The sequence below is a fragment of the Methylobacterium sp. 285MFTsu5.1 genome, from assembly GCF_000383455.1.
Classification (GTDB): Bacteria; Pseudomonadota; Alphaproteobacteria; order Rhizobiales; family Beijerinckiaceae; genus Methylobacterium.
Window position 1 is genome coordinate 169,439 of sequence record NZ_KB911271.1, and the last position, 22,599, is coordinate 192,037.

25 protein-coding genes and 1 pseudogene are annotated in these 22,599 nt (G+C 71.5%); 15 read left to right on the forward strand and 11 right to left on the reverse strand.

The features are described 5' to 3' along the window. Positions 1–165 precede the first annotated feature (165 nt). The 3 genes from prfA (at position 166) to H288_RS0105095 (ending at position 3,632) form a co-directional block, all read left to right on the forward strand. Positions 166–1,251: a peptide chain release factor 1 gene (gene prfA, locus H288_RS0105085; protein ID WP_020091507.1), complete on the forward strand. Its 1,086-nt coding sequence runs from the start codon at positions 166–168 to the stop codon at positions 1,249–1,251. Positions 1,252–1,259: 8 nt separating this feature from the next. Then, complete coding sequence (gene prmC, locus H288_RS0105090; RefSeq protein WP_020091508.1) at positions 1,260–2,159, forward strand: peptide chain release factor N(5)-glutamine methyltransferase; 900 nt, start codon at positions 1,260–1,262, stop codon at positions 2,157–2,159. 420 nt (positions 2,160–2,579) lie between these two features. After that, on the forward strand, positions 2,580–3,632 hold the full coding sequence (locus H288_RS0105095; protein WP_020091509.1) for a DUF4167 domain-containing protein: 1,053 nt from the start codon (positions 2,580–2,582) through the stop codon (positions 3,630–3,632). A gap of 69 nt (positions 3,633–3,701) precedes the next feature. On the opposite strand, the gene H288_RS0105100 is transcribed toward H288_RS0105095, so the two are convergent. From H288_RS0105100 to H288_RS0105115, 4 genes are all read right to left on the reverse strand, one after another. Further along, complete coding sequence (locus H288_RS0105100) at positions 3,702–4,463, reverse strand: hypothetical protein (protein ID WP_020091510.1); 762 nt, start codon at positions 4,461–4,463, stop codon at positions 3,702–3,704. A gap of 11 nt (positions 4,464–4,474) precedes the next feature. Then, positions 4,475–5,200: an RlmE family RNA methyltransferase gene (locus tag H288_RS0105105; protein WP_020091511.1), complete on the reverse strand. Its 726-nt coding sequence runs from the start codon at positions 5,198–5,200 to the stop codon at positions 4,475–4,477. A gap of 10 nt (positions 5,201–5,210) precedes the next feature. Further along, the gene (locus tag H288_RS0105110) at positions 5,211–6,293 is read right to left on the reverse strand and encodes a Ppx/GppA phosphatase family protein (RefSeq protein WP_020091512.1); all 1,083 of its coding nucleotides are present in this window, start codon (positions 6,291–6,293) and stop codon (positions 5,211–5,213) included. 110 nt (positions 6,294–6,403) lie between these two features. Continuing rightward, on the reverse strand, positions 6,404–6,877 hold the full coding sequence (locus tag H288_RS0105115; RefSeq protein WP_012317168.1) for a response regulator: 474 nt from the start codon (positions 6,875–6,877) through the stop codon (positions 6,404–6,406). Between the two features lie 314 nt (positions 6,878–7,191). Between H288_RS0105115 and H288_RS36220 the strand changes: the two genes are divergently transcribed. The 9 genes and pseudogenes from H288_RS36220 (at position 7,192) to H288_RS0105160 (ending at position 13,979) form a co-directional block, all read left to right on the forward strand. Continuing rightward, positions 7,192–7,980 (forward strand): cold shock domain-containing protein, encoded by a 789-nt coding sequence (locus H288_RS36220; RefSeq protein WP_020091514.1) that lies wholly within the window; start codon positions 7,192–7,194, stop codon positions 7,978–7,980. A 96-nt stretch (positions 7,981–8,076) separates the two neighbouring features. Continuing rightward, the gene (locus tag H288_RS0105125; protein ID WP_020091515.1) at positions 8,077–8,343 is read left to right on the forward strand and encodes a hypothetical protein; all 267 of its coding nucleotides are present in this window, start codon (positions 8,077–8,079) and stop codon (positions 8,341–8,343) included. A gap of 161 nt (positions 8,344–8,504) precedes the next feature. Then, a complete protein-coding gene (locus H288_RS0105130; RefSeq protein ID WP_020091516.1) occupies positions 8,505–8,816 on the forward strand; it encodes a hypothetical protein in 312 nt (103 codons plus the stop codon). A 26-nt stretch (positions 8,817–8,842) separates the two neighbouring features. Continuing rightward, positions 8,843–10,336, forward strand: coding sequence for a PepSY-associated TM helix domain-containing protein (locus H288_RS0105135; RefSeq protein WP_020091517.1), 1,494 nt, complete (start codon positions 8,843–8,845; stop codon positions 10,334–10,336). Further along, on the forward strand, positions 10,333–10,680 hold the full coding sequence (locus H288_RS0105140; RefSeq protein ID WP_020091518.1) for a DUF3325 domain-containing protein: 348 nt from the start codon (positions 10,333–10,335) through the stop codon (positions 10,678–10,680). Before H288_RS0105135 ends, H288_RS0105140 begins: the two co-directional genes overlap by 4 nt. Before the next feature lie 308 nt (positions 10,681–10,988). Then, complete coding sequence (adh, locus tag H288_RS0105145) at positions 10,989–12,512, forward strand: aldehyde dehydrogenase (protein WP_020091519.1); 1,524 nt, start codon at positions 10,989–10,991, stop codon at positions 12,510–12,512. A 162-nt stretch (positions 12,513–12,674) separates the two neighbouring features. Then, entirely contained in the window at positions 12,675–13,100 is a 426-nt protein-coding gene (locus tag H288_RS0105150) for a DUF779 domain-containing protein (protein WP_026604679.1), read from the forward strand. A 28-nt stretch (positions 13,101–13,128) separates the two neighbouring features. Next, a pseudogene (locus H288_RS32130) lies at positions 13,129–13,542 on the forward strand (carboxymuconolactone decarboxylase family protein). Next, positions 13,539–13,979, forward strand: coding sequence for a cupin domain-containing protein (locus H288_RS0105160; RefSeq protein ID WP_020091523.1), 441 nt, complete (start codon positions 13,539–13,541; stop codon positions 13,977–13,979). Before H288_RS32130 ends, H288_RS0105160 begins: the two are co-directional and overlap by 4 nt. A 4-nt stretch (positions 13,980–13,983) precedes the next feature. Here H288_RS0105160 and H288_RS0105165 read toward each other — a convergent pair whose 3' ends face one another. The 6 genes from H288_RS0105165 to gap all read right to left on the reverse strand — a co-directional run bounded on the left by H288_RS0105165 (position 13,984) and on the right by gap (position 19,971). Continuing rightward, complete coding sequence (locus H288_RS0105165; RefSeq protein WP_026604680.1) at positions 13,984–15,036, reverse strand: tetratricopeptide repeat protein; 1,053 nt, start codon at positions 15,034–15,036, stop codon at positions 13,984–13,986. Continuing rightward, positions 15,033–15,677, reverse strand: a complete 645-nt coding sequence (locus H288_RS0105170) for a thiamine phosphate synthase (protein ID WP_020091525.1) — start codon at positions 15,675–15,677, stop codon at positions 15,033–15,035. The genes H288_RS0105165 and H288_RS0105170 overlap by 4 nt, the downstream gene beginning before the upstream one ends. A gap of 20 nt (positions 15,678–15,697) precedes the next feature. Further along, entirely contained in the window at positions 15,698–16,768 is a 1,071-nt protein-coding gene (fba, locus tag H288_RS0105175) for a class II fructose-bisphosphate aldolase (RefSeq protein WP_020091526.1), read from the reverse strand. 377 nt (positions 16,769–17,145) lie between these two features. Continuing rightward, a complete protein-coding gene (locus H288_RS0105185) occupies positions 17,146–18,348 on the reverse strand; it encodes a phosphoglycerate kinase (RefSeq protein WP_020091528.1) in 1,203 nt (400 codons plus the stop codon). 34 nt (positions 18,349–18,382) lie between these two features. Further along, positions 18,383–18,877, reverse strand: coding sequence for a hypothetical protein (locus H288_RS0105190; protein WP_026604681.1), 495 nt, complete (start codon positions 18,875–18,877; stop codon positions 18,383–18,385). Between the two features lie 89 nt (positions 18,878–18,966). Next, positions 18,967–19,971, reverse strand: a complete 1,005-nt coding sequence (gene gap / locus H288_RS0105195; protein WP_012317185.1) for a type I glyceraldehyde-3-phosphate dehydrogenase — start codon at positions 19,969–19,971, stop codon at positions 18,967–18,969. Positions 19,972–20,421: 450 nt separating this feature from the next. On the opposite strand from gap, the gene H288_RS0105200 reads away from it, so the two are divergent. Then, positions 20,422–20,706 (forward strand): DUF4164 family protein, encoded by a 285-nt coding sequence (locus H288_RS0105200; protein WP_020091530.1) that lies wholly within the window; start codon positions 20,422–20,424, stop codon positions 20,704–20,706. A gap of 42 nt (positions 20,707–20,748) precedes the next feature. Next, a complete protein-coding gene (locus H288_RS0105205; RefSeq protein WP_020091531.1) occupies positions 20,749–21,120 on the forward strand; it encodes a cell division protein ZapA in 372 nt (123 codons plus the stop codon). 72 nt (positions 21,121–21,192) lie between these two features. On the opposite strand, the gene H288_RS0105210 is transcribed toward H288_RS0105205, so the two are convergent. Next, positions 21,193–21,627, reverse strand: coding sequence for a helix-turn-helix domain-containing protein (locus tag H288_RS0105210; RefSeq protein ID WP_026604682.1), 435 nt, complete (start codon positions 21,625–21,627; stop codon positions 21,193–21,195). A gap of 74 nt (positions 21,628–21,701) precedes the next feature. On the opposite strand from H288_RS0105210, the gene H288_RS0105215 reads away from it, so the two are divergent. Continuing rightward, entirely contained in the window at positions 21,702–22,586 is an 885-nt protein-coding gene (locus tag H288_RS0105215; protein WP_020091533.1) for an NmrA family NAD(P)-binding protein, read from the forward strand. Positions 22,587–22,599 lie beyond the last annotated feature (13 nt).

A 22,599-nucleotide genomic window follows, 5' to 3' on the forward strand; every position in this document is an offset into this window, starting at 1 on the left:
GATTTCGGTCGACGCGCCGCGGCTTCCGCTCTCGGACGGACGAGGCGTGGATTTGGGGGACGTCCTGCCGGGTCCTACACCCTCCAAGCCACGCAGCTCCGTCCCGCAGGACGAGACGCGCGCCCGGCCCGCAACCGCACGCGCAGACCTGCAGAAACACGGGCGATGATCCCCTTTCCCACCGAGCGCCTCGACGCCATCCTGGCGCGGCACGACATCGTCACCGCGCAGCTCGCCTCCGGCGAGATCGATCCCGAGACGGTGGTCCAGCTCTCCCGCGAGCTGTCCGACCTCGACCCGGTCGTGGCGGCGATCCGCGCCTACCGCGCCGCCCTGGAGAACCTCGCGGGCGTCGAGGCCCTGATCGACGAGCCCGGCACGGATCCGGAGATGCGGGCCCTCGCCGCCGAGGAGAAGCCGGAGGCGCAGGAGGCGCTCGAGGCCGCCCACCGGGGCCTCCAGCTGCTGCTCCTGCCCAAGGACGCCGCCGACGAGAAGAGCGCGATCCTGGAGGTCCGCGCCGGGACCGGCGGCGACGAGGCCGCGCTGTTCGCCGGCGACCTGTTCCGGATGTACGCGAAGTACGCCGAGTCGAAGGGCTGGCGGGTCGAGGTGATCTCCGAGAGCGAGGGCACGGTCGGCGGCTTCCGCGAGGTCGTGGCCGAGGTGAAGGGCCGGGGCGTGTTCGCCCGCCTCAAGTTCGAGAGCGGCGCCCACCGGGTCCAGCGCGTGCCCGACACCGAGACGCAGGGCCGGATCCACACCTCCGCCGCCACCGTCGCGGTGCTCCCGGAGGCCGAGGAGGTCGACATCCACGTCAACGACGCGGACCTGAAGATCGACACGATGCGGGCCCAGGGCGCGGGCGGCCAGCACGTCAACAAGACGGAATCGGCGATCCGGATCACGCACCTGCCGACCGGCATCGTGGTCTTCGTCCAGGAGGAGCGGTCGCAGCACAAGAACCGGGCCCGTGCCATGGCGCTCCTGCGGGCGCGGCTCTACGACGCCGAGCGCAGCGCCAAGGATTCGGCCCGGGCGGCCGACCGTAAGGCGCAGGTCGGCTCCGGCGACCGCAGCGAGCGGATCCGGACCTACAACTTCCCGCAGGGCCGCGTGACCGACCACCGGATCAACCTGACCCTCTACAAGCTCGAGGAGGTGATGGCCGGGACCGCCCTCGACGAGGTGGTGGACGCCCTCATCACCGAGCACCAGGCGGAATTGCTGGCCGCCGAGGGCATGGCCTGATCCGCGCCGTGACGCCGGACGTGATGCAGGACCTGACCCGCCGCGAGGCGCTGCGCGCGCTGACGGCGCGCCTGCACGCCGGTGGCGTCGCCGAGGCGACGGGCGATGCCCGGTTCCTGCTGCTCGGCCTCCTCGGCCTGGAGACCCGCGACCTGCTGATCGAGGGAGATCGCCGCGTCGGCGCGGCGGGTGCGGCCGCCCTCGCGGCGGCGCTGACCCGGCGGCTCGCCGGCGAGCCGGTCGCCCGCATCCTCGGCGCCTGGGAGTTCTGGGGCCTGCCGTTCCGGCTGGGCCCCGACACGCTCGTGCCGCGCCCGGACACCGAGATCCTGGTCGAGGTCGCGCTGGCGGTGCGGCCCGAGCGCGCCGCGCCGCTCCGCTGCCTGGACCTCGGGACCGGGACGGGCTGCATCCTGACGGCCCTCCTGTCCGAGCGGCCGCGGGCCACCGGCGTCGGGCTCGACCGCTCCGAGGGGGCCCTGCGCGTCGCCCGGGACAACGCCGTCTTGAACGCCGTCGACGACCGGGCGCGCTTCGTCGCCGGCGACTGGTGCGACGCCCTGCGAGGCCGCTTCGACCTCGTGGTCTCGAACCCGCCCTACATCGCCCGCGCCGTGATCGCGACCCTGGAGCGCGAGGTCCGCGGCCACGACCCGGAGGCCGCCCTCGACGGCGGCACCGACGGACTCGACGCCTACCGGCGGATCTTGGACGGCGCGGGCGCGCGTCTCGCCCCGGGCGGCCTGCTCGTGCTCGAGATCGGCTACGATCAGGCGGCGGCCGTCACGGAGCTCGCGCGCGCCGCCGGCTATCGCGAGCGCGGGCTGACCCGCGATCTTGCCGGTCATGACCGAGTCCTGTGTTTCGACCGGCCGGAGGGTCTTTTATCCGGCCACAGGGATGCCTAAGTCTGGGTCGACCATCCCGGCACCGAAAAATTGCTTGTTGCATCAACCGGGGAACGCTAGAGTCGGCTTGAAGATCGCGAACCGTCCGTTAAGACGGACGGCTGTAAGGTCGGTGGTGACCATGGGTCGCCGATTGGTTCGCTGATCCCCCTAACTCGTCGAACCAGAACGCGCCGGTGCCAGCGCGGCGGTACGACACATTCGAACCTGACAATCGACTGAGGATCGGCGGCCTTCACCGGGCGCCCGGTTCGAAGGGTGGTCAGGCAGACGCGCGGACCGAAGAGCGGTCCCACGCGCGGCGCCGCCGGATGCGCTTGGCCGGTTCGCGCCACGAGATCCGCCCGGGCGCCTCCGTAGACAGTCGTTTGCGTGAACGAGGGTCATAACAGACCGATGAGACCAAACCAGAATCGACGGATGCGCGGCCGGAACCGGCCGAAGGGTCCGAATCCGCTGACGCGCTCCTACGAATCCAACGGTCCCGACGTCAAAATCCGCGGCACCGCGCAGCACATCGCCGACAAGTACGCGCAGCTCGCGCGGGATGCCCTTGCCGCCGGCGATCCGGTCGCCGCCGAAAACTACTTTCAGCACGGCGAGCACTACTTCCGTATTGTCTCCGGTGCGCAGGACCAGAATCGACCGGCTAACACCGGTGGCTATGCCAGTCGTCCCTACGACGACGACATGGACGAGGGCGACGACGACGCCCAGGGCAATGGCGGGTCGCAGAACGGTCACGCCTATAACGGCTACGACGACAACGATCCCGGCCAGCAGCCGCAGCCCTACGAGAGCCGTCCGGAGGGGAATCAGGACGGCCGCCAGGGCCGCGACCGGTTCCAGAACCGCGACCAGCGCCGGTTCGACAACAACGGCCGTCCGGACTACCGGCGCCAGGACCAGCCGCGTCAGGATTATCAGCGCCAGGACTACCAGCGGCAGGATTATCGCCAGGAGAACCGGCAGGATCGTCAGGACCGCCAGGATTACGGCCGTCCGGACTACCGCCAGGAGCGGCACGAGGGCCGGCCGGATCGCCAGGACCGTCCGGACAATCGGCAGGATGGCCGCCAGGACGCGCGTCTGGACAACCGTCAGGACAATCGCGGCGACCAGGGCCGCTACGAGAACGGGCGCGGCGATGCCCCGCGCGCCGAGGCCCGGCAGGAGGCCCGTCCCGAGGCTCGCCCGGAGCGGGCCCCCCGCGCCGAGGCCGCGCCGCGCCGCGAGCGCCGCCGCGAGGCCGCGCCCGCCGCGGAGGCCGAGGAGCCCACGGGCCTGCCGGCCTTCCTGATGGCCCCTGCGCGCCCCGCGCCCGCGGTCGAGCCGTCGAGCGCTCCCGAGCCCGAGGCGGCGGCCGACGAGGCTCCGGCCGCCAAGCCCCGCCGCCGTCGGCGCCCGCGCTTCGAGAGCGCCGCGGACGAGGGCGGCGCCACCACGCCGGCGGCGGACGTGCCGACCGAGTGATCCGACATCGCGGATGACGTCGAAGCGAGGCCGTTCCGGGGAACCGGGACGGCCTTTTTCATTCGCGGCTCAGCGCACCGGCTGTCGCGCGGCCTTCCAGTCCGGATAGCCGTGCATCCGGTGGATCAGGCGGCGACGCCGCGCGATCTCGCCGAACGGCGCGATCTCCCAGTCCCAGGTCTCCGGCGCGGGCGGGACCGCGATCCCGAACAGGAGGTCGGCGCTGTCGACGGTCCGGCCGGCCCGATCCTCCTCGCGCTGCACCGTGTCGGTGATGAGACAGACACGCTCGACGCGCGCCGCGAGGGTATTTAGGGCCGCCAGATGGGTCGCGACGAGGTGCGCGCCGAGCCGCGGCGGTGCCTCGTGGCCCCGCGCCTCGTGGGCGTCGATCGGGACGAGCGGGATCTGCGACAGCAGGTTCGCCGAGACGATCAGATCGGCGTCCGCGCAGAGGTCGGCCCAGGCCCCCGCGAGACCGGCGCTGATCTCCGCGGTCGCCAGCGCGACGTTCGGGACGCGGCGGGCGGCGAGGCGCGCCGGCCAGGGATGGACGGCGTCCACGAGGCTGACCCGGTCGAACCGGCGGGCGAGGGCGTCGAGCGGCACGTCGTCGAGCAGGCCCGAGCCCAGCACCACCGCGTGCCGGCGCTGCCGGGTCGCTTCGGCCGCCGCCGCGATCACGGACCGGGCCCGCGCGAGGTGCGGCGCCCAGGCCGCCCGGCAGCGGCGTGAGCGGGCGTGGAGCAGGCCGCTCTGTCGGACATAGCCGAGCCGGCGCAGGGGCAGCGGCGCCGGGTTGAGGACGGACAGGGTCCAGGCGAGGAGCATCGCCGGGCGGCTCAGCCCTCGTCGGCGGACGCCGCCCGGCCCGGCGCGCCCCGGTAGCCGGTCGCCAGGACGTAGAGCTCGCTCGAATCGGCCCGGCTCGCGGCGGGCTTGACGTGCCGGACCGTGGCGAAGTCGCGCTTCAGGTCGGTGAGCAGCGCGCCCTCGGTGCCGCCCTGGAGCACCTTGGCGAGGTAGGCGCCCCCGGGGCCCAGGATCTCGCGGGCGAACTCCGCCGCCGTCTCGGCGAGGCCGATGATCCGCAGGTGGTCGGTCTTCTTGTGGCCGGTGGCGTTGGCGGCCATGTCGGACATGACGAGGTCGGCGGGGCCGCCGAGCATGCCGGTCAGCCGGTCAGGCGCCTCGGGATCGAGGAAGTCCAGGGTGATGAACTCGACCCCGGCCATCGGCTCGATCTCCAGGAGATCGATGCCCACGACGCGGCCCGTCGGCCCGACCACCCGCGCGGCCACCTGCGACCAGCCCCCCGGCGCGGCGCCGAGGTCCACGATCTTCTGGCCGGGCCGCAGGAGCTTGTAGCGCTCGTCGATCTCCAGGAGCTTGTAGGCCGCCCGCGACCGGTAGCCCTCGCGCTTGGCGCGGGCCACGTAGGGATCGTTGAGCTGGCGCTCGAGCCAGCGCTTCTGGGACAGGGTCCGTCCGCGGCCGGTCTTCACCCGCTGCTTCAGTTCGCCTCGGACACCGCCGCCGGAACTCGCGCCGCCGCGCCGGTCGCTCATCGCGCCGCCCTCATCGGACCGCCTTCCGGTTCCAGACCCCGTCCTCGCGCATCATGTTCATCAGCAATCCTTCGCGCAGGCCGCGATCGGCGATGCGCAGGCGCTCCGAGGGGAACGCCCTGCGAATCGCCTCGAGGATCGCGCAGCCCGCGAGCACGAGATCGGCGCGGTCGCGGCCGATGCAGGGGTTGTCGGCGCGCTGCTCCAGGCGCGTGTCGAGCAGGTCGTCGATCGCGGTCGAGACCGCGTCGTCGCTCATCCACAATCCGTCCACGCGCCGCCGCTCGTAGCGGGCGAGCCGCAGATGCATCGCCGCGATGGTCGTCACGGTCCCGGAGGTGCCGAGCAGGTGAAAATGCGGCGCCGTCGCCGCGGGCGCGGCGCGGAGCGCGAATGCCGAGAGCTTCTCGGCCACCTCCTCGACCATGCCCTCGAACATGCGCCGGGTGACCTCGGCGCCGCCGTGGCGCTCGGCGAGCGTGACCACGCCGACCGGCAGCGAATCCCAGGCCCGGATCCGCAGCGTCGGGTCGGTCGACGGGTTGGCGGCCGCCCCGTCCAGCCACGCGATCTCGGTCGAGCCGCCGCCGATGTCGAAGATGATGACCGATTCGGCCAGCGGGTCCGCGAGCGCCGCGCAGCCGGTGACCGCGAGATACGCCTCCGTCTGCCGGTCGACGATCTCGAGGTCGAGGCCGACGCCGCGGCGGACGCGCTCCACGAAGGCGGCGCCGTTCACCGCGAGGCGGCAGGCCTCCGTGGCGATGATCTTGGCCCGCTGCACCCCGCGGGCCTGCATCTTGGCCCGGCAGATCCGCAGGGCCTCCACGGTCCGCTCGATCGCCGCCTCGCTCAGGCGGTCGGACGTGCCGAGGCCCTCGCCGAGGCGCACGATCCGCGAGAACGCGTCGATCACGCGGAAGCCGCTGAAGGTCGGCTCCGCGACCAGCAGGCGGCAATTGTTGGTGCCGAGGTCGAGCGCCGCGTAGGCGGCGCGGCGGCGCTCGCGGCCCGGCACGGGGGCTTGCGTCTGGAGCGGCACCGCGCCGGTCTGGATTCGGGACGGCGCGGCCGCGGCGGTCTCGTCCCTCATCGGCGCGGCCGTCGATCCTTCGGGTCGGCCCTGAGCAGCGCGCTCGGACTCTGTTGAACTGCGACCCTACAGGCTCGGCGGGGAACTGCAACGCCCCATCGCGGTCGCGCTCAGGCGACGGCCTTCATCGCGCTGGCCCGGCGCGGGATCGGCCGCAGGAGGCTCTTCACCTGCGAGTAGGGGCGGGGCCGGTTGATCACCTCGTCCAGCCGCGACCACAGGGTCTTGGGCGAGAACGGCTTGGCGATGATCTCGTTGACGCCGAGCGCTACCGCCCGGTCGACCACGTTCCGGCGGGGCTGGGCCAGCATCAGGATGATCGGGATCGTGGGGCAGGGGGAGGTGGTCGGGGTCCGCGCGAGCCGGATGAACTCCTCGCCCGACAGGATCGACAGGTCCCAGTCGATGATGCTGATGTCGGGCTTGCTCTCGGCGAGCACGCCCAGCGCCTCGGCCCCGTCCGGCGCCTCCAGCACACGCTTGATGCCCACGCGCATCAGCATGTCGCGCACGATTCGGCGGATGTAGAGACTCTCGTCGACCACAAGAGCGGAGAGATCGGGGAAAGTCGGTGTCGCGATCATGGCCGGCCGGTTCTGCGGGGCGCGGGGCCGAGTCTAGCCGGACAGCCTTTGCGTTTCGCTAACGCCTTCCCTCGAATGAGAAAGGGCCGGCCCGGGAGCGGGGGCGGACTCCGTTGTTTGCCGCAAGAAAGTAACGAAACGGGCGCCTCTGAGCCAAGAAGGTCCTTGCGGTCAAGGCCCGATTGCGTCAGGACTGGGGCGTTATTCTTGGTTACCGCGACCTGGGGTAATGATAGTGCGGGGCGTGGGCTGTCTGGGATGGCGCGCACGCGGTATTCGAGACAAGGGCGGCGGACGGTTTTTGCGAGCTTTCTATGGGACGTGGTCGTGATTTCAGAGGGCCGCAGAAGCGCGGCTTCGACGAGAGTGGCGAGCCGAGATGGCCTGATCAGGCTCCCCCCAGCGGCGGATACGGCGGCGGCGGTTTCGGCGGTGGCGGCGGTGGTTTCGGCGGGGGCGGTTTCGATCGCGGCCCGTCGCGTGGCGCGGCTCCCGTCGCGTCCGGACCGGAGCGCGATGCGACGGTCAAGTGGTTCAACAAGGAGAAGGGCTTCGGCTTCGTCGAACTCGGCGACGGTTCGGGCGATGCCTTCCTCCACATCCGCGCTGTCGAGGCGGCCGGCCACGACGATCTGATGCCGGGCACCCGGCTGACGGTCACGACGGCCCAGGGTCAGAAGGGCCCGCAGGTCACGAGCGTCACCAGCGTCGACACCTCCACGGCCGAGGCGCCCGCGCCCCGGCGTGAGTTCCGTCCGCGCACCGGCGGCTTCGGCGCCGGGGCCGGCGGCGGCTACGGCGACCGCGATCGCGGTGGTTACGGCGGCGGCGGTGGCGGCGGCTACGGCGGCGGCGGTGGTGGCGGCGGTGGCCGTTTCGCCAGCGGCCCGTCGGTCGAGATGAGCGGCACCGTGAAGTGGTACGATCCCGCCAAGGGCTTCGGCTTCGTCTCGGTCAACGACGGCGGCAAGGACGTGTTCGTGCACCGCTCCGCGCTGTCCCGCGCCGGTCTCGATTCGCTCGCCGAGGGCCAGCAGGTCACGCTCGGCGTGGTCGAGGGCCAGAAGGGTCGTGAGGCCCAGAGCATCAACGTCGAAGATTGAGGAATTCGCGGCGGTCTCTTTGCCGCCGCGTTCCGCGAAGATCATGAGGCGGCGGCTCCGAGCGGGGCCGCCGCCTTTCTCGTTCGGGGACGATCGATGCGCCGCCTTGTGCTGTCCACGGCCCTGGTGCTGCTCGCGGGAACTGCGCGAGCGGAGGACTTCACGGGCTTCTACGCGGGGATCAACGCCGGCTACGGCTGGGGACACGCGCGCGACGGCCGCGCGGTCGGCCCGGCACCCGGATCGGCCGCGGCGTTCAGCAAACCCGATCCCGGGGCCGATCTGCCGCCGAGCGCGCGGAATGCGGCCGTGGCGATCCGCAGGCCGAGCCGCGACGGTGCGTCGGGAGCCGCCGGCCCGTAGCGCTGGGCTGCGAGCGTCGGATCCGACCTCGGGACGCGCCGCTTTCCGGCGTCCTAAACGCCTCTTTTCACACTGGAATCGTTCCGGAACATAGGCGTTGCGCGGCGGCCCGGACCGCTGGTACGTCGCGCCATGGGCTCACGGGAACGAGGGATGGCGCCATGAGCGCCCGCGCCATGCCGACGCTGGCCGACCGCGCGGCGGTCGCCGGCCGGGTACTGCTCGCGATCCTCGGCGGTTACGCGGTCGCCGCCCTGTCGAGCGCGCTGCTGGCCCTGGTTCTTCCCTTCCCGCGGGCCGAGGCGGTCTCGGCCGGGACGCTGGCGAGCTTCGCGATCATGGCGGGGGCGGCGATCTGGGTGTTCGCGGCCCGCACGCTCGGCCGGGCGGCCGTCGTCCTGGGCCTGACGGCGCTCCTGCTGACCGGTGCCCTGTGGCTCGCCGGCGCCTTCGCGCACGGGGCGGCCGCGTGAGCCGGGCGCGGAGTGTCCGCCAGGCGATGGCGTGGCTGCACACGTGGTCCGGCCTCGTGGTCGGCTGGGTGCTGTTCGCGATCTTCGTCACCGGCACCGCCAGCTATTACCGCACCGACATCTCGCACTGGATGCGGCCCGAACTGTCCGCGACCGCACCGGATCCCGCCGCAGCGGCGACGCGGGCCGGGGCGTTCCTGCGCCGGACCATGCCGGACGCGGCCGGATGGTCGGTCAAGTTGCCGAATGCCGAGACCCCGGCCGTCGAGGTCTACTGGTGGCCGCGTCCGGGTGGCCCGTTCCACCACGCGCTCCTCGATCCCGCCACGGGCGAGCCCGCGCGCATCCGCGACACGCGCGGCGGCGACTTCCTCTACCGATTCCACTTCGAGCTGAGCCTGCCGCCGATCTGGGGTCGCTGGATCGTCTCGGCCTGCGCCATGGTCCTGCTGATCGCGCTGATCTCCGGGATCGTGACGCACCGGCGCATCTTCGCCGACTTCTTCACCTTCCGGCGCGACCGCTCGGCGCAGCGCGGCTGGCTCGACGCCCACAACGTGGTCGGCGTCCTGGCGCTGCCGTTCCACCTGATGATCGTCTACACGGGCCTCGTCACCCTGTCGGCGATGCTGATGCCCTGGGGCATGAAGGCCGTCTACGGCGACGACGTGCTGCGCTACTACGCCGAGGCCGGCCTGGCGATCCCGGGCGCGGCCCCGGTCGGGCGCCCCGGCACGCCGCTGCCGCTCGGCGAGATCGTCGCCCGCGCGACGGCCGCCGGGGGCGAGGTGCCCGAGGTGGTGCTGGTAACGCGGCCGGGCGACGCCGGCGCCACCGTGACAGCGTATTTCGAGGAGCCGCACGGGCTCGCGCACCTGCACCCGCAGATCGCCTACGCGGCCGATACCGGTTGGGAGATCGCCCGGGTCGGCGAGGCTGGCGCGGCGACCCGGACCGGGGCCGTGATGGTGGGGCTGCACGAGGCGCATTTCGCCGCCGCCCCCCTGCGCCTCCTGTTCTTCCTCTGCGGCGTGATGGGTGCCGCCACGGTCGCCAGCGGCCTCGTGCTCTGGACCGTGGCCCGGGCGCCGAAGGGCGCGGATCCCGAGGGTTTCGGCCTGCGTCTCGTGCGGTTCCTCAACCTCGGCACCATCGCGGGTCTGCCGGTGGGCCTCGCCGCGTATTTCCTGGCGAACCGGTTGCTGCCCGACGGGCTCGGGGCCCGGGCGGACTGGGAGGTGCGCGCCTTCTTCGCCGCCTGGCTCGTGGCCGCGCTCGCGGCGTCCCTGTACCCGCGACGGCGCGCGTGGTCGCTCGCCCTGGCGGTGCCGGCCTGCGCCTTCCTGGCGATCCCGCTGGTGGACGTGATCCTCATCGGCCAGCAGCGCTTCCTCGCCTTCGACGCCGCCATGGCGGCCGTCGGCCTCGCGCTCGGCCTCGCGGCCCGGCTGGCCACGCGGCGGGGCGTGGCCGCGGCCCGTCCGGCCAAGGTAACCCTGTCCCGGACGGTCGAAGCATGACAGCCGCCGCGCTGATCCTCAGCCTGCTCCTGAGCTTCTCGGGCTTCGCGGCCCTGGCCCTCAGCCTCGACCGGCACCATCGGGCCGCCTACCGCGTCGGCGTGCCGAAGGCGCGGGTCGGCAGCCTGCGGATGGCGGGCTGGTGCGGGCTCGGCCTCTCGTTCGCGGCGGCCGTCGCGGCGGGGGGCTGGAATTTCGGCCCGGTGCAGTGGGTCGGATCGCTGACGGGCTCCGCCCTCGCCGTGGTGGCGATCGTCGCGTACCGGCCCACGTGGCTGCGGAACGCGGCCCTGGCGGCGCTCCCGCTCGCTGCGGCGTCCGTTCCGCTGGCCCTGCTCGGCTGAGGAACGGCGCGCCGATTCGGCACATCATCGATTCGGCCGGTCGCCGGGTCCGGCCGATCGTCGCCCGGCGGCCGGCCGGACGGTGCCGGAGACGAGGCACTTTTGCCCGCTCGCGGTGATGCCGGGAAGCGCGTAGGATCGGCGCACTCGCGCACTGGCCAAAAGTCCACCTTGATTCGGCAGGCCAAAAGCCATTGGCTGCGAACAGAGCGGAAGCGGATGCGGCCCCCAGATTCGGTCGCCCGAGCGCCAGCTTAAGCCCAAGAGCCGCGGTTCGCGAGGCCGGGGCCCACGGAGGGAACACAGCGATGAACAAGCCGGAATTCCTCGGCGACTCGAAGGTCAAGTCGCCCTTCTCGGCCCGCTACGACAACTTCATCGGCGGGCAGTGGGTCGCCCCCGCGGCCGGTCGCTACTTCGAGAACACCTCGCCGATCACCGGTAAGGTGGTGTGCGAGGTCGCTCGCTCCGACGCCCAGGACGTCGAGAAGGCCCTCGACGCCGCCCACGCCGCCCGGGAGGCCTGGGGCCAGACGGCGCCGGCCGAGCGCGCCCGCATCCTCCTCAAGATGGCCGACCGGATGGAGGAGAACCTCGATCTGCTCGCCCTGGCGGAGACCTGGGACAACGGCAAGCCGATCCGCGAGACGACCCACGCGGACATCCCGCTGGCGATCGACCATTTCCGCTACTTCGCCGGCTGCGTGCGGGCGCAGGAAGGCTCGATCTCCGAGATCGACCACGACACGGTCGCCTACCACTTTCACGAGCCGCTGGGCGTCGTCGGTCAGATCATCCCGTGGAACTTCCCGATCCTGATGGCGGTGTGGAAGCTCGCCCCGGCCCTCGCCGCCGGCAACTGCGTGGTCCTGAAGCCCGCCGAGCAGACCCCCGCCTCGGTGCTGGTGCTGGCCGAGATCGTCGGCGACCTGCTGCCCCCGGGCGTGCTGAACATCGTCAACGGCTTCGGCCTCGAGGCCGGCAAGCCGCTGGCCTCCTCGCCGCGGATCGCCAAGATCGCCTTCACGGGTGAGACGACCACCGGCCGCCTCATCATGCAGTACGCGTCGCAGAACCTGATCCCGGTGACGCTGGAGCTCGGCGGCAAGTCGCCGAACATCTTCTTCGCCGACGTGGCGAACGAGGACGACGACTTCCTCGACAAGGCCCTCGAGGGCTTCACGATGTTCGCCCTCAACCAGGGCGAGGTCTGCACCTGCCCGAGCCGCGCGCTCGTGCACGAGTCGATCTACGACCGGTTCATGGAGCGCGCGGTGAAGCGCGTCGAGGCGATCACGCAGGGCTCGCCGCTGGATCCGGCCACGATGATCGGCGCCCAGGCCTCGGGCGAGCAGATGGAGAAGATCCTCTCCTACATCGACATCGGCCGGCAGGAGGGCGCGCAGCTGCTCACGGGCGGCGAGCGGAACGTCAAGGACGGCGAGTTCGCCGAGGGGTTCTACGTGAAGCCGACCGTGTTCCGCGGCCACAACAAGATGCGCATCTTCCAGGAGGAGATCTTCGGGCCGGTCCTGTCGGTCACGACCTTCAAGGACGATGCCGAGGCGCTCTCCATCGCCAACGACACGCTCTACGGCCTCGGCGCCGGCGTCTGGACCCGCGACGGGACCCGCGCCTACCGCTTCGGCCGGGCGATCCAGGCCGGCCGCGTCTGGACGAACTGCTACCACGCCTACCCGGCCCACGCGGCCTTCGGCGGCTACAAGCAGTCCGGCATCGGCCGCGAGACCCACAAGATGATGCTCGATCACTACCAGCAGACCAAGAACATGCTGGTCAGCTACTCGGCCAAGAAGCTCGGGTTCTTCTGAGTTTCTTCCCGGGTCAACCCCCGAGACAACTTCAGCCCCGGCCGCAAGGCCGGGGCTTTTTCGATCCCGGACCCGGTGACCATGCACTCCGCGCTCCGGAGGGCGCAGCAGTGGAAACCGGCCGGCGCGCACGCATATTCAGGCATCGACCGGGAGGATCGCATGAGTTCGGAGCAGAGTGTGGACGCCAATGTCGCCGAGCAGGCCGGCGCCGACGGGACGCCGCTGCGGGTCACCGCAACCCCGGCGGCCCTCGCGCTGATCGACGAGCTGCGGGGCGAGTACGGTCCGGTCATGTTCCACCAGTCGGGTGGCTGCTGCGACGGCTCGTCTCCCATGTGCTATCCCGTCGGCGATTTCCTGGTGAGCGACGGCGACGTCCATCTCGGCACCGTCGGCGGCGCGGACTTCTACATCAGCCGGTCGCAGTTCGAGGTCTGGAAGCACACGCACCTGATCCTCGACGTGGTGCCGGGCCGCGGTGGCATGTTCTCGCTGGAGAACGGGCGGGAGAAGCGCTTCCACATCCGCTCGCGCCTGTTCTCCGAAGCGGAGAACCGGGCGCTCGAGGAGGCGTGCAGGCTCTGACGGCGCGAGCTTCGAGGAAGGGACTGCGATGGCGACCGTGAAACTCTGGTCCGATTCCGAGGCCGAGGCCGACCCGCGCGTCCGCGCGGTCTTCGCCGACATCCGGGCCACCCGCGGATCCGACTTCGTCAACAACTTCTGGCGGGGCCTCGCCAACGATCCGGCACTGCTGGAGCGGACCTAGTCGACGCTCAAGATCGTCATGGGCCCGGGTACCCTCGATCCGCTGACCAAGGAACTGGTCTACATCGCGGTCTCGATCGCGAATGGCTGCCCCTATTGCATCCATTCCCACACCGCGGCGGCGCGGGCCAAGGGCTTGACGGAGGCCCAGCACGGCGAGTTCCTGGCGGTCGTCGGGATGGCCAACCAGACGAACGCGCTGGTCAACGGCATGCAGATCCCCGTCGATCCCGCCTTCAGAGTGGAGGAAGGTCCATGAGTTCCGCGTCCGGCACGGAGAAGCAGGGGTTCCGGGTGGTGCACGAGAGTGCGCCGTTCCGCGGCAAGCAGGGGCACATCTACCGACCGGCCGTCTCGGCCGAGTCCGTGGATTCGAAGGCGCTGCACATGCAGCTCCTGGAGATCCCGCCCGGGGAGCGGGCCCACGCCCACAAGCACGAATCCCACGAGACGGCGATCTACGTGCTGTCGGGCGTGTCCGGCTGCTTCTGGGGCGAGCGACTGGAGAACCACGCGATCGCGGGCGCCGGCGAGTTCGTCTACATCGCCGCCGACGTGCCGCACCTGCCCTATAACCGCAGCCAGACGGAGCCCGTCACCGCGGTGATCGCTCGGACGGACCCGAACGAGCAGGAGAGCGTCGTCCTGCTGCCGCACCTCGAGGCCGGCGTCGACTGGTCGAAGGCCGAGGTCTAGCGGCTCAGCGCTGCTCGATCCGCTCGTTGGCGAGACGCTCCGCCCGGGTGCGCTCGTCGGCCGAGAGACCGGAGAGGGTCTGATCCAGCCACGCGTCGGACAGGCCCTGTCCGGCCGCCGCTAGGTTCCAGGCGGCCGCCTCCACGGGATTCTTGGCGACGCCGCGACCCACGGCGTAGAGCCGCGCGACGCGGTTCTGCGCGATGGCGTTGCCGCGCGAGGCCGCGTGCAGGAAGTACCGTGCGGCCGCCCGCTCGTCCTTGGTGACGCCGGTGCCGTTGAACAGCAGGATCGCGTACTCGACCTCGCTGGCGAGATCGCCGTTGTCGGCGCCGCGCCGGAACAGCTCCGCGGCCTTCGACGGGTCCTTGGGCACGCCGCGGCCCTGCAGGTAGAGCACGCCGAGGTCGTGCTGGGCCGGGCCGATCTCGGCGTCGGCCGCCTTGCGGAACTGCGCCGCCGCTGCCGCCTCGTCGGCGGTCGCGCCGGTGCCGATCAGGATCAGGCCGAGATTGTAGGCCGCGGTCGGCGAACCTTGGGCCGTCGCCTGCTCGAGCCAGCGCCGCCCGCCCTTCGGGTCCTTCGGCATGCCGCGGCCGTCGAGGGCCATCAACCCGAGGGACGCCATGGCGGAGGCGTCGTTCTGCGCCGCGGCCAGGCGATACCAGTCGGCCGCCTTCACCGGATCCTGCTTCACACCGAGGCCCTGATTGTACAGCTCCCCGAGCAGCGTCATGGCGGCGGCGTCCTTGGGATTCGCCTCGATGCGCTTCGTCGCCTCGCGGAAGGCGGTGACGTACTGGCCCTTCTGGTAGGCGCCGTAGGCGAAATCCGGCGGCTGGCTCCCCGGCGGCGGCACGGCGCCCCGCGCGTAGTTCGGCGTGTAGGGGCTCGGCAGCTCCGGCATCGACGCCTTGCCGGTCTGCGCCGCGGGTCCGAGCGAGCCGGGCGCCGCGGTCCGGGCCGGATCGGCCGGCCCCGAGGCCGCCCAGGCCGGCGCCGCCAGCAGCGCGGCCCCGGCGAGAGCAGCCGCCAAGCGAACGTCGCGGCCCCTCACGCCTCGATCTCCCGGACGGCGCGCTGGGCCCGCTCGACCGCGCCCGAATCCTGCAGCCATAGGCCGCTCTCCAGGCCGACGAACTCCGCACCCGTCGCGGCGAGCGGCGCGATCTCGTCGGCGGCGGCGGCCACCGCGATGCAGGGCGTCTCGAAGATCTCGGCCCACCACGCGGCGCGGGCCCGGACCGTCTCCGCCTCGGGCGCGACGCCGTCCGGGTAGAGGCCGCCGAACATCAGGTAGTCGATGCCGGCCTCGCCGGCCTCCATCGCGCCGTGCTTGGTCTCGAGGCCGCCCGCGCCGAGAATGCGGCCGTCCCGGAGCCGGCCGCGCAGGTCCTTCAAGTCGCGCGGCTTGTCAACGTGGATGCCGTCGGCCCCGCCGCGGATCGCCACCGTGGCGAGGTCACCGGCGAAGCCCGGGCAGGCGACGACCAGCGCCGCGCCGCGCTCCTGCACAATCGGGGCGACCGACTTGACGCGGGCCGTCAGCCCGCGCTCGTCGGTGGCGGCGAGCCGCAGGATCACGGCGGCGACATCGCCGGCTTCGCAGGCGGCCTTCAGGACCGTCACGAAGTCCGCGATGCCCTCCGCGTCGAGACCGTGCGGTCCGAGCAGGGCGAGGCGGGCGCTGTTGCTCATCGCGGCCGACAATCCGCGCCCTACTGCGGGCCGATCTTCGGGTCGAGGGCGCCGCTGGCGTAGCGCTTGGCCATCTCGGCGACGGAGATCGGGCGGAGCTTCGAGCCTTTCCCGGCGGTGTTGAACTCCTCGAAGCGCTGCTTGCAGAGCTTCGTCATCGCCTCCATGGCGGGCTTCAGGTACTTGCGCGGATCGAACTCGGAGGGGTTCTCGGTGAGCACCTTCCGGATCTGGCCGGTCATCGCCATGCGGTTATCGGTGTCGATGTTGATCTTGCGCACACCGTGCTTGATGCCGCGCTGGATCTCCTCGACCGGGACGCCCCAGGTCGGCTTCATCTGGCCGCCGTACTGGTTGATGATGTCCTGTAGGTCCTGCGGCACCGAGGAGGAACCGTGCATGACGAGGTGGGTCGTCGGCAGGCGGCGGTGAATCTCCTCGATCACGTTCATCGCCAGCACCTCGCCGTCGGGCTTGCGGGTGAACTTGTAGGCGCCGTGGCTCGTGCCCATGGCGACCGCCAGCGCGTCCACCTTGGTCGCCTCGACGAACTTCACCGCCTCGTCCGGGTCGGTCAGGAGCTGGTCGTGGCTGAGGGTGCCCTCGGCGCCGTGGCCGTCCTCGGCCTCGCCCTGGCCGCTCTCCAGCGAGCCGAGCACGCCCAGCTCGCCCTCGACCGAGACGCCGGCCCAATGGGCCATCTTGGTGACGTTGCGGGTGATCTCGACGTTGTAGTTGTAATCGGCCGGGGTCTTGCCGTCGGCCTTCAGCGAGCCGTCCATCATCACCGAGGTGAAGCCGTACTGAATGGCGGTGGCGCAGGTGGCTTCGTTGTTGCCGTGGTCGAGATGCATGCAGACCGGGATGTGCGGGTAGATCTCGACGAGGCCGTCGATCAGCTTCGCGAGCACGACGTCGTTGGCGTACGCGCGGGCGCCGCGGCTCGCCTGGAGGATCACCGGCGAGTCGGTGGCGTCGGCGGCCGCCATGATGGCGAGCCCCTGCTCCATGTTGTTCAGGTTGAAGGCGGGCACGCCGTACTCGTACTCAGCGGCGTGATCGAGGAGCTGCCGGAGGGTGATGCGTGCCATCGTGCGTGTCTTCCCGTTTCCCGTTTCGTCGTCCGCCCGATCGCTGGAGTTGCCGTCAGGCCCTCAGCTGAGCTGTATCGTGTCGCTCTGCCGAGTGCCTTGCTTTCGGTCAATCTCCGACGCGGCGCAGGGCATTCTTTCGGCGGATGATCGGCACCCGGACCGGTTCTCCAGGGCTACGACGGCCTCCGCGATCGCGCTGACACGCGCGTCGAAGCCGCCCGCCATAGCCGGCATCGCCACGCGCCCGGATGCCCTTCAGGATCTCGAAGGTCGCGTTCGCCACGTCGTCACCGATCGACTCGGCCCCCCAGCCGATGGAGGCCGGTACCGTAGATAGGGCTCGGTCGAAGGGGGAGGAGAGCAAGGCGGCCGTCTCAGCCCTTCGCCCGCAGCGCCTCGACGCCCGGGAGGGCCTTGCCTTCCAGCCACTCGAGGAAGGCACCGCCGGCGGTCGAGACGTAGGTGAAGTCCTGCGCCACGCCGGCGTGGTTGAGTGCGGCCACCGTGTCGCCGCCGCCCGCCACCGAGACGAGCTGGCCGGCCTCGGTCCGGGACGCCGCGTGCTTGGCGGCGGCCACGGTCGCGGCGTCGAACGGGGCGAGCTCGAAGGCGCCCAGCGGGCCGTTCCACACCAGGGTCTTTGCCCCGTCGATGGCGGCGTTGATCTCGGCGACCGAGCGCGGACCGGCGTCGAGGATCATGCTCGCGTCCGGCACGGCATCGACCGGCACGGTCTCGTGCGGGGCCTGCGCCTTGAATTCGGTCGCGGCGACGGCATCGACCGGCAGGATGATCCGGCAGCCGGCCTTCTCGGCCGCCGCCAGGATGCGCGTGGCGGTCTCTGCGAGATCCTTCTCGCAGAGGGACTTGCCCACCGCCTTGCCCTGCGCGTGCAGGAAGGTGTTGGCCATGCCGCCGCCGATCACCAGCATGTCGACCTTGGCGACGAGGTTCTCGAGGAGGTCGATCTTTGAGGAGACCTTGGCACCGCCGACCAGCGCGATCACCGGGCGCTGGGGCGATTCCAGGCCCTTGGTCAGCGCGTCGAGTTCGGCCTGCATCTCGCGGCCCGCGTAGGCCGGCAGCCGGTGCGCCAGACCCTCGGTGGAGGCGTGCGCGCGGTGAGCCGCCGAGAAGGCCTCGTTGACGTAGACGTCGCCGTTCGCCGCCAGGGCGTCCGCGAAGGCCGCGTCGTTCTTCTCCTCGCCCGCGTGGTAGCGGGTGTTCTCGAGCAGGAGGACATCGCCGTCCTTCAGGGCCGCCACCGCCTGCGCGGCCGCGTCGCCGACGCAGTCCGCCGCGAACGCGACGCTGCGCCCGAGGGCCGCGCCGAGGGCGGGGACCACCGGCTCCAGCGAATCCTTCGGCTCGCGCTTGCCCTTCGGGCGGCCGAAATGGGCGAGCAGGATCACCTTGGCACCCTGCTCGGCGACCTCGCGGATCGTCGGCGCGACACGCTCGATGCGGGTCGCGTCGGTCACCCGCCCGTTCTCCATGGGCACGTTCAGGTCGACGCGCATGAGGACCCGCTTGCCCTTGAGGGAGCCGGCATCGTCGAGGGTGCGGAAGGCGCTCATGCGGTCTGGTGCGGTCCTGTTCGGGGCGGGGCGGTTACTGCGCGGTGGTGCCGATGGTGGCCCGCTGCGGCAGCAGGCGGTCGAGGTTGAGCCGCTGGACGGCGACCATCAGGACCACGGTCAGGATGGCGGTGATCACGGCGGTGAGGACGAGGGCGCCGGTCCCGGGCAGGCGCCGGGTGCGCTCGGCGAGGCCGCGCATCTCCGTGCGGAGCGCGGCGAGGTCGGACTGGCGGGCGGACTCGTTCATCCGGTTCGCCGCGTTCTCGACCTTGTCCTCGACGCGGGACAGCAGCGCCTCGGAGCGGGCGTACTTGTCCTCGATGCGCGAGCACTTGTCCTCGATGCGCGCGAGCTGATCGAAGAGCTGGTTGGCCGGGAGCGCGTGGGACGGGAGCGCGGAGGCGGCGGGCGCGGCGGTCGCCACGGGAGGTGGTGCGGTCTGGGTGGTGGGCGGCGGCGGAGCCGGCCTGGGGGCGGGCGGCACGGCAGCCGGCCCGCTCGACGTGCCCTGCGAAGCGTCGGTCATCCCTGGAGAGTCCCTGGTTCGAAGAAAGGCCGTCCGAAGAGAGGTGCGGCCGCCGGCCTCAAGGGAGGCGGCGACCGCTGAAGTCCGGCTCAGATGAGCTTGGCCATCGCCACGGCCGTGTCGGCCATGCGGTTCGAGAAGCCCCACTCGTTGTCGTACCAGGTCAGGATGCGCACCAGCACGCCGTCCATGACCTTGGTCTGGTCGAGGTGGAAGGTCGACGAGTGCGGATCGTGGTTGAAGTCGATCGAGACGTTCGGCCGGTCGGTGACGCCGAGGACGCCCTTGAGTGGGCCGGAGGCGGCCGCCTTGATGGCGTCGTTGATCTCCTGGACCGTGGTCGCGCGCTTGGCCGTGAACACGAGGTCGACCGCCGAGACGTTCGGGGTCGGCACGCGGATCGCGGTGCCGTCGAGCTTGCCCTTGAGCTCCGGGAGCACGAGGCCGACGGCCTTGGCCGCGCCGGTCGAGGTCGGGATCATCGAGAGCGCCGCGGCGCGGGCCCGGTACAGATCCTTGTGCATCTGGTCCAGCGAGGGCTGGTCGTTGGTGTAGGAGTGGATCGTGGTCATGAAGCCGCGCTCGATGCCGACGGCCTCGTCCAGCACCTTCGCCACCGGGGCGAGGCAGTTCGTGGTGCAGGAGGCGTTCGACACCACGTGGTGCTCGCCCGTGAGCTTGTCGTGATTGACGCCGTAGACCACCGTCAGGTCGGCGCCGTCGGCCGGGGCCGAGACGAGAACGCGCTTGGCGCCGGCGTCGAGATGGGCCTTCGCCTTGTCCTTCGAGGTGAAGATGCCGGTGCATTCCAGGGCGATGTCGACGCCGAGGTCGCGGTGCGGCAGCTCGGCCGGGTTGCGCACGGCCGTGACCTTGATGCGCTTGCCGTTGACCACGAGGAACTCGCCGTCGACCGCGACCTCGCCGGGGAAGCGGCCGTGCACGGAATCGTAGCGGAGCAGGTGGGCGTTGGTCTCCACCGGGCCGAGATCGTTGATCGCCACGACCTCGATGTCGCTGCGGCCGGCTTCCGCGATCGCGCGCAGGACGTTGCGGCCGATGCGCCCGAACCCGTTGATGGCAACCTTCGTCACGGCGTGACTCCTTCCTGATGCGGCTCGCCGCGCCGGACCTCAGGGGGGCGGTCCGCGGAGCGGTCTCGGCGGCCCGCCATACCGTCCGGGCCGGGCCGGGCGGGATCTGGGCGGGCGGGTTTGAACCTGCGATGAACCGGACCGGGAGAGGCCGGGCTTCCACGCCCGTGACCGTCAATTCGGACGGTGCTGGCTGAGGCCTCGGAACTGTCGCGGACCGGCCCTCCGGCATGTCTCGCGCGGTCCCTCTCGGGATCGCGCGGCTGTCTAGCATGGAGCCTCGACCTGTCAAACGCGTGGCTGTGACAAAGACCTTCGATCCACCGACCAATAAACAGGGATCGCGACGATCCATTCGATCAGCGACCGGATCGGGGATCGAACGCGTTTTCGCGCTGGAATTTCGCCTGCATTCGACGGAAAGCTTCGCGTCGGGATAGACGAAGAACCATGGCCGACGAGACCGAGACCCGTTCCATCGACGACGCCCTCAACCGGCTCGAAGCGGCGATCAACCGCCTCGACGCCGTCGTCCAGCATCACCTCGAGACCGACGCGCAGCCCGACGACCGGGACGCGGAACTCGCCCTGATGGACGAGGACCGGGCCCGGCTCGCCGCCGCCCTGGACGCGGCGAGCGCCCGCCTCGCCACGGTCTCGGCGACGACCGGGGAGGTCGGCCACCGGCTCGACCGGGCCATCGAGACCGTTCAGGATGTGCTCGGACGCGCCTGACGCCACCGCTCAAGCCTGTCGGAGCGACCACCGGAGCGATCCTTGCCGCAGATCAACGTGACCATCGACGGCCGCAGCTACCGCATGGCCTGCGGCGAGGGTGAGGAGGCGCATCTCACCGGTCTCGCTGCCCTCCTCGACGGGCGCATCGGCGAGATGCGCAAGAGCTTCGGCGAGATCGGCGACATGCGCCTGCAGGTCATGGCGGCGCTGACCATCGCCGACGAACTCGCGGAGCTGCGGTCGCGGATCGCGTCGCTGGAGAGCAGCGTCGCGGAGCTGCGCGCTGCCGCCGAGACCGCCGAGCGTGGGCGGGTCGACGATGCCGAGCGGGCGGCGTTCGGGATCGGCCGGGCGGCCGAGCATATCGGGCGGCTCGCCGACGCCCTCGGCGGATCGGCGCCGCGGGCCTGACCCTCTTCGCGCGGGCGGACAGCGCGAGGTCCGACGTCCCCAAGAAGCCGTGGCAGGCCGCGCGCGACGCTCCTAGAGGGGCGCTGCGTCGAACCGGGTCCGCGCCGCCCGGATCGCGCCGTGACGCTCCTCCGCCCATTGCACGAGGCGCGCCAGCGGCTCGAGCAAGGCGGCCCCGAGATCCGTGAGCCGGTACTCGACGCTGGGCGGCTTCGTCGGGAACACCGTCCGCGCGACGAAACCGTCCCGCTCCAGGTCCCGGAGCGTCTGCGTCAGCATCCGCTTCGAGATGTCGGGCAGCGTCCGGAGGAGGGCGCTGAACCGGTGCGGCCCGTCGGCCAGGGCGATGAGGAGCAGCATCGACCACTTGTCGCCGACCCGATCCAGCACGTCCCGCACCGGGCACGCCGCCGGATCGAGGGTGCCGGCCTGCCAGGCCGCGTATTTGGCCGCCAGCTCGGCGCGGGCGAGCGGCACCGCGGTTTCCTTCGAGTAACCTGGTCCCAAAATCCTGCCTCCTTCACCGCGCTGACGGTCTCATCTAGTGACCTTGCTCCGATATTGAACCATGAGGAGCCAGCATGAGCTCGACCAGTCAGCCGACCTACTTCGTGACCGGCGCCACGGGCCAACTCGGCCGCCAAGTCGTCGCGGCGCTTCTGCATCGCGTACCGGCCAGCGCGGTGATGGCCGGCGCGCGCGACACCGAGGGCGAGGCTGCACGGAGCCTGCGAAGCCTCGGCGTCGCGGTCCGACGGGCCGACTACGCGGACCCGACGAGCCTGGACGCGGCGCTCGAGGGCATCCAGCGTCTCCTGCTGATCTCGTCCAGCGAGATCGGCCGGCGCGTGGCGCAGCATCGCAACGTCATCGACAGCGCCAAGCGGGTCGGTGCCGGCCTGATCGCTTACACGAGTGTTTTGCGCGCCGACACGTCGGCCCTCGCCCTGGCCGAGGAGCATCGTCGGACCGAGCATCTGCTCGAAGCCTCCGGCGTGCCGTTCGTGGTGTTGCGCAACGGCTGGTACACGGAGAACTACGCCGCCGGCATCGCGCCGGCGCTCGCCCATGGGGCCGTCCTCGGCTGCGCGGGCGACGCGCGGATCGCTTCGGCGGCGCGGGCGGATTACGCCGCGGCGGCGGCGGCGGTTCTCACCGGCGACGGGCAGGGCGGCCGCGTCTACGAGCTGGCGGGCGACGAGGCCTACACGCTGACCGAGTTCGCCGCGGCGATCGCTGCGGCCGCCGGCAAGCCGGTCACGTACCGCGATCTGCCGCAGGCCGAATACCGCGCGGCGCTGGTCGGCGCCGGGATGCCGGCGGACTTCGCGGCGCTGCTCGCCGACTCGGACGCGGCCGCGGCCCGCGGCGCCCTCAACGACGACACGCGTCAGCTGAGCGCGCTGATCGGCAGGCCGACGACGCCCTACCGGTCCACGGTGCGCGACGCCGTCGCGCGGCTCTGAACCCGCGCCGGCC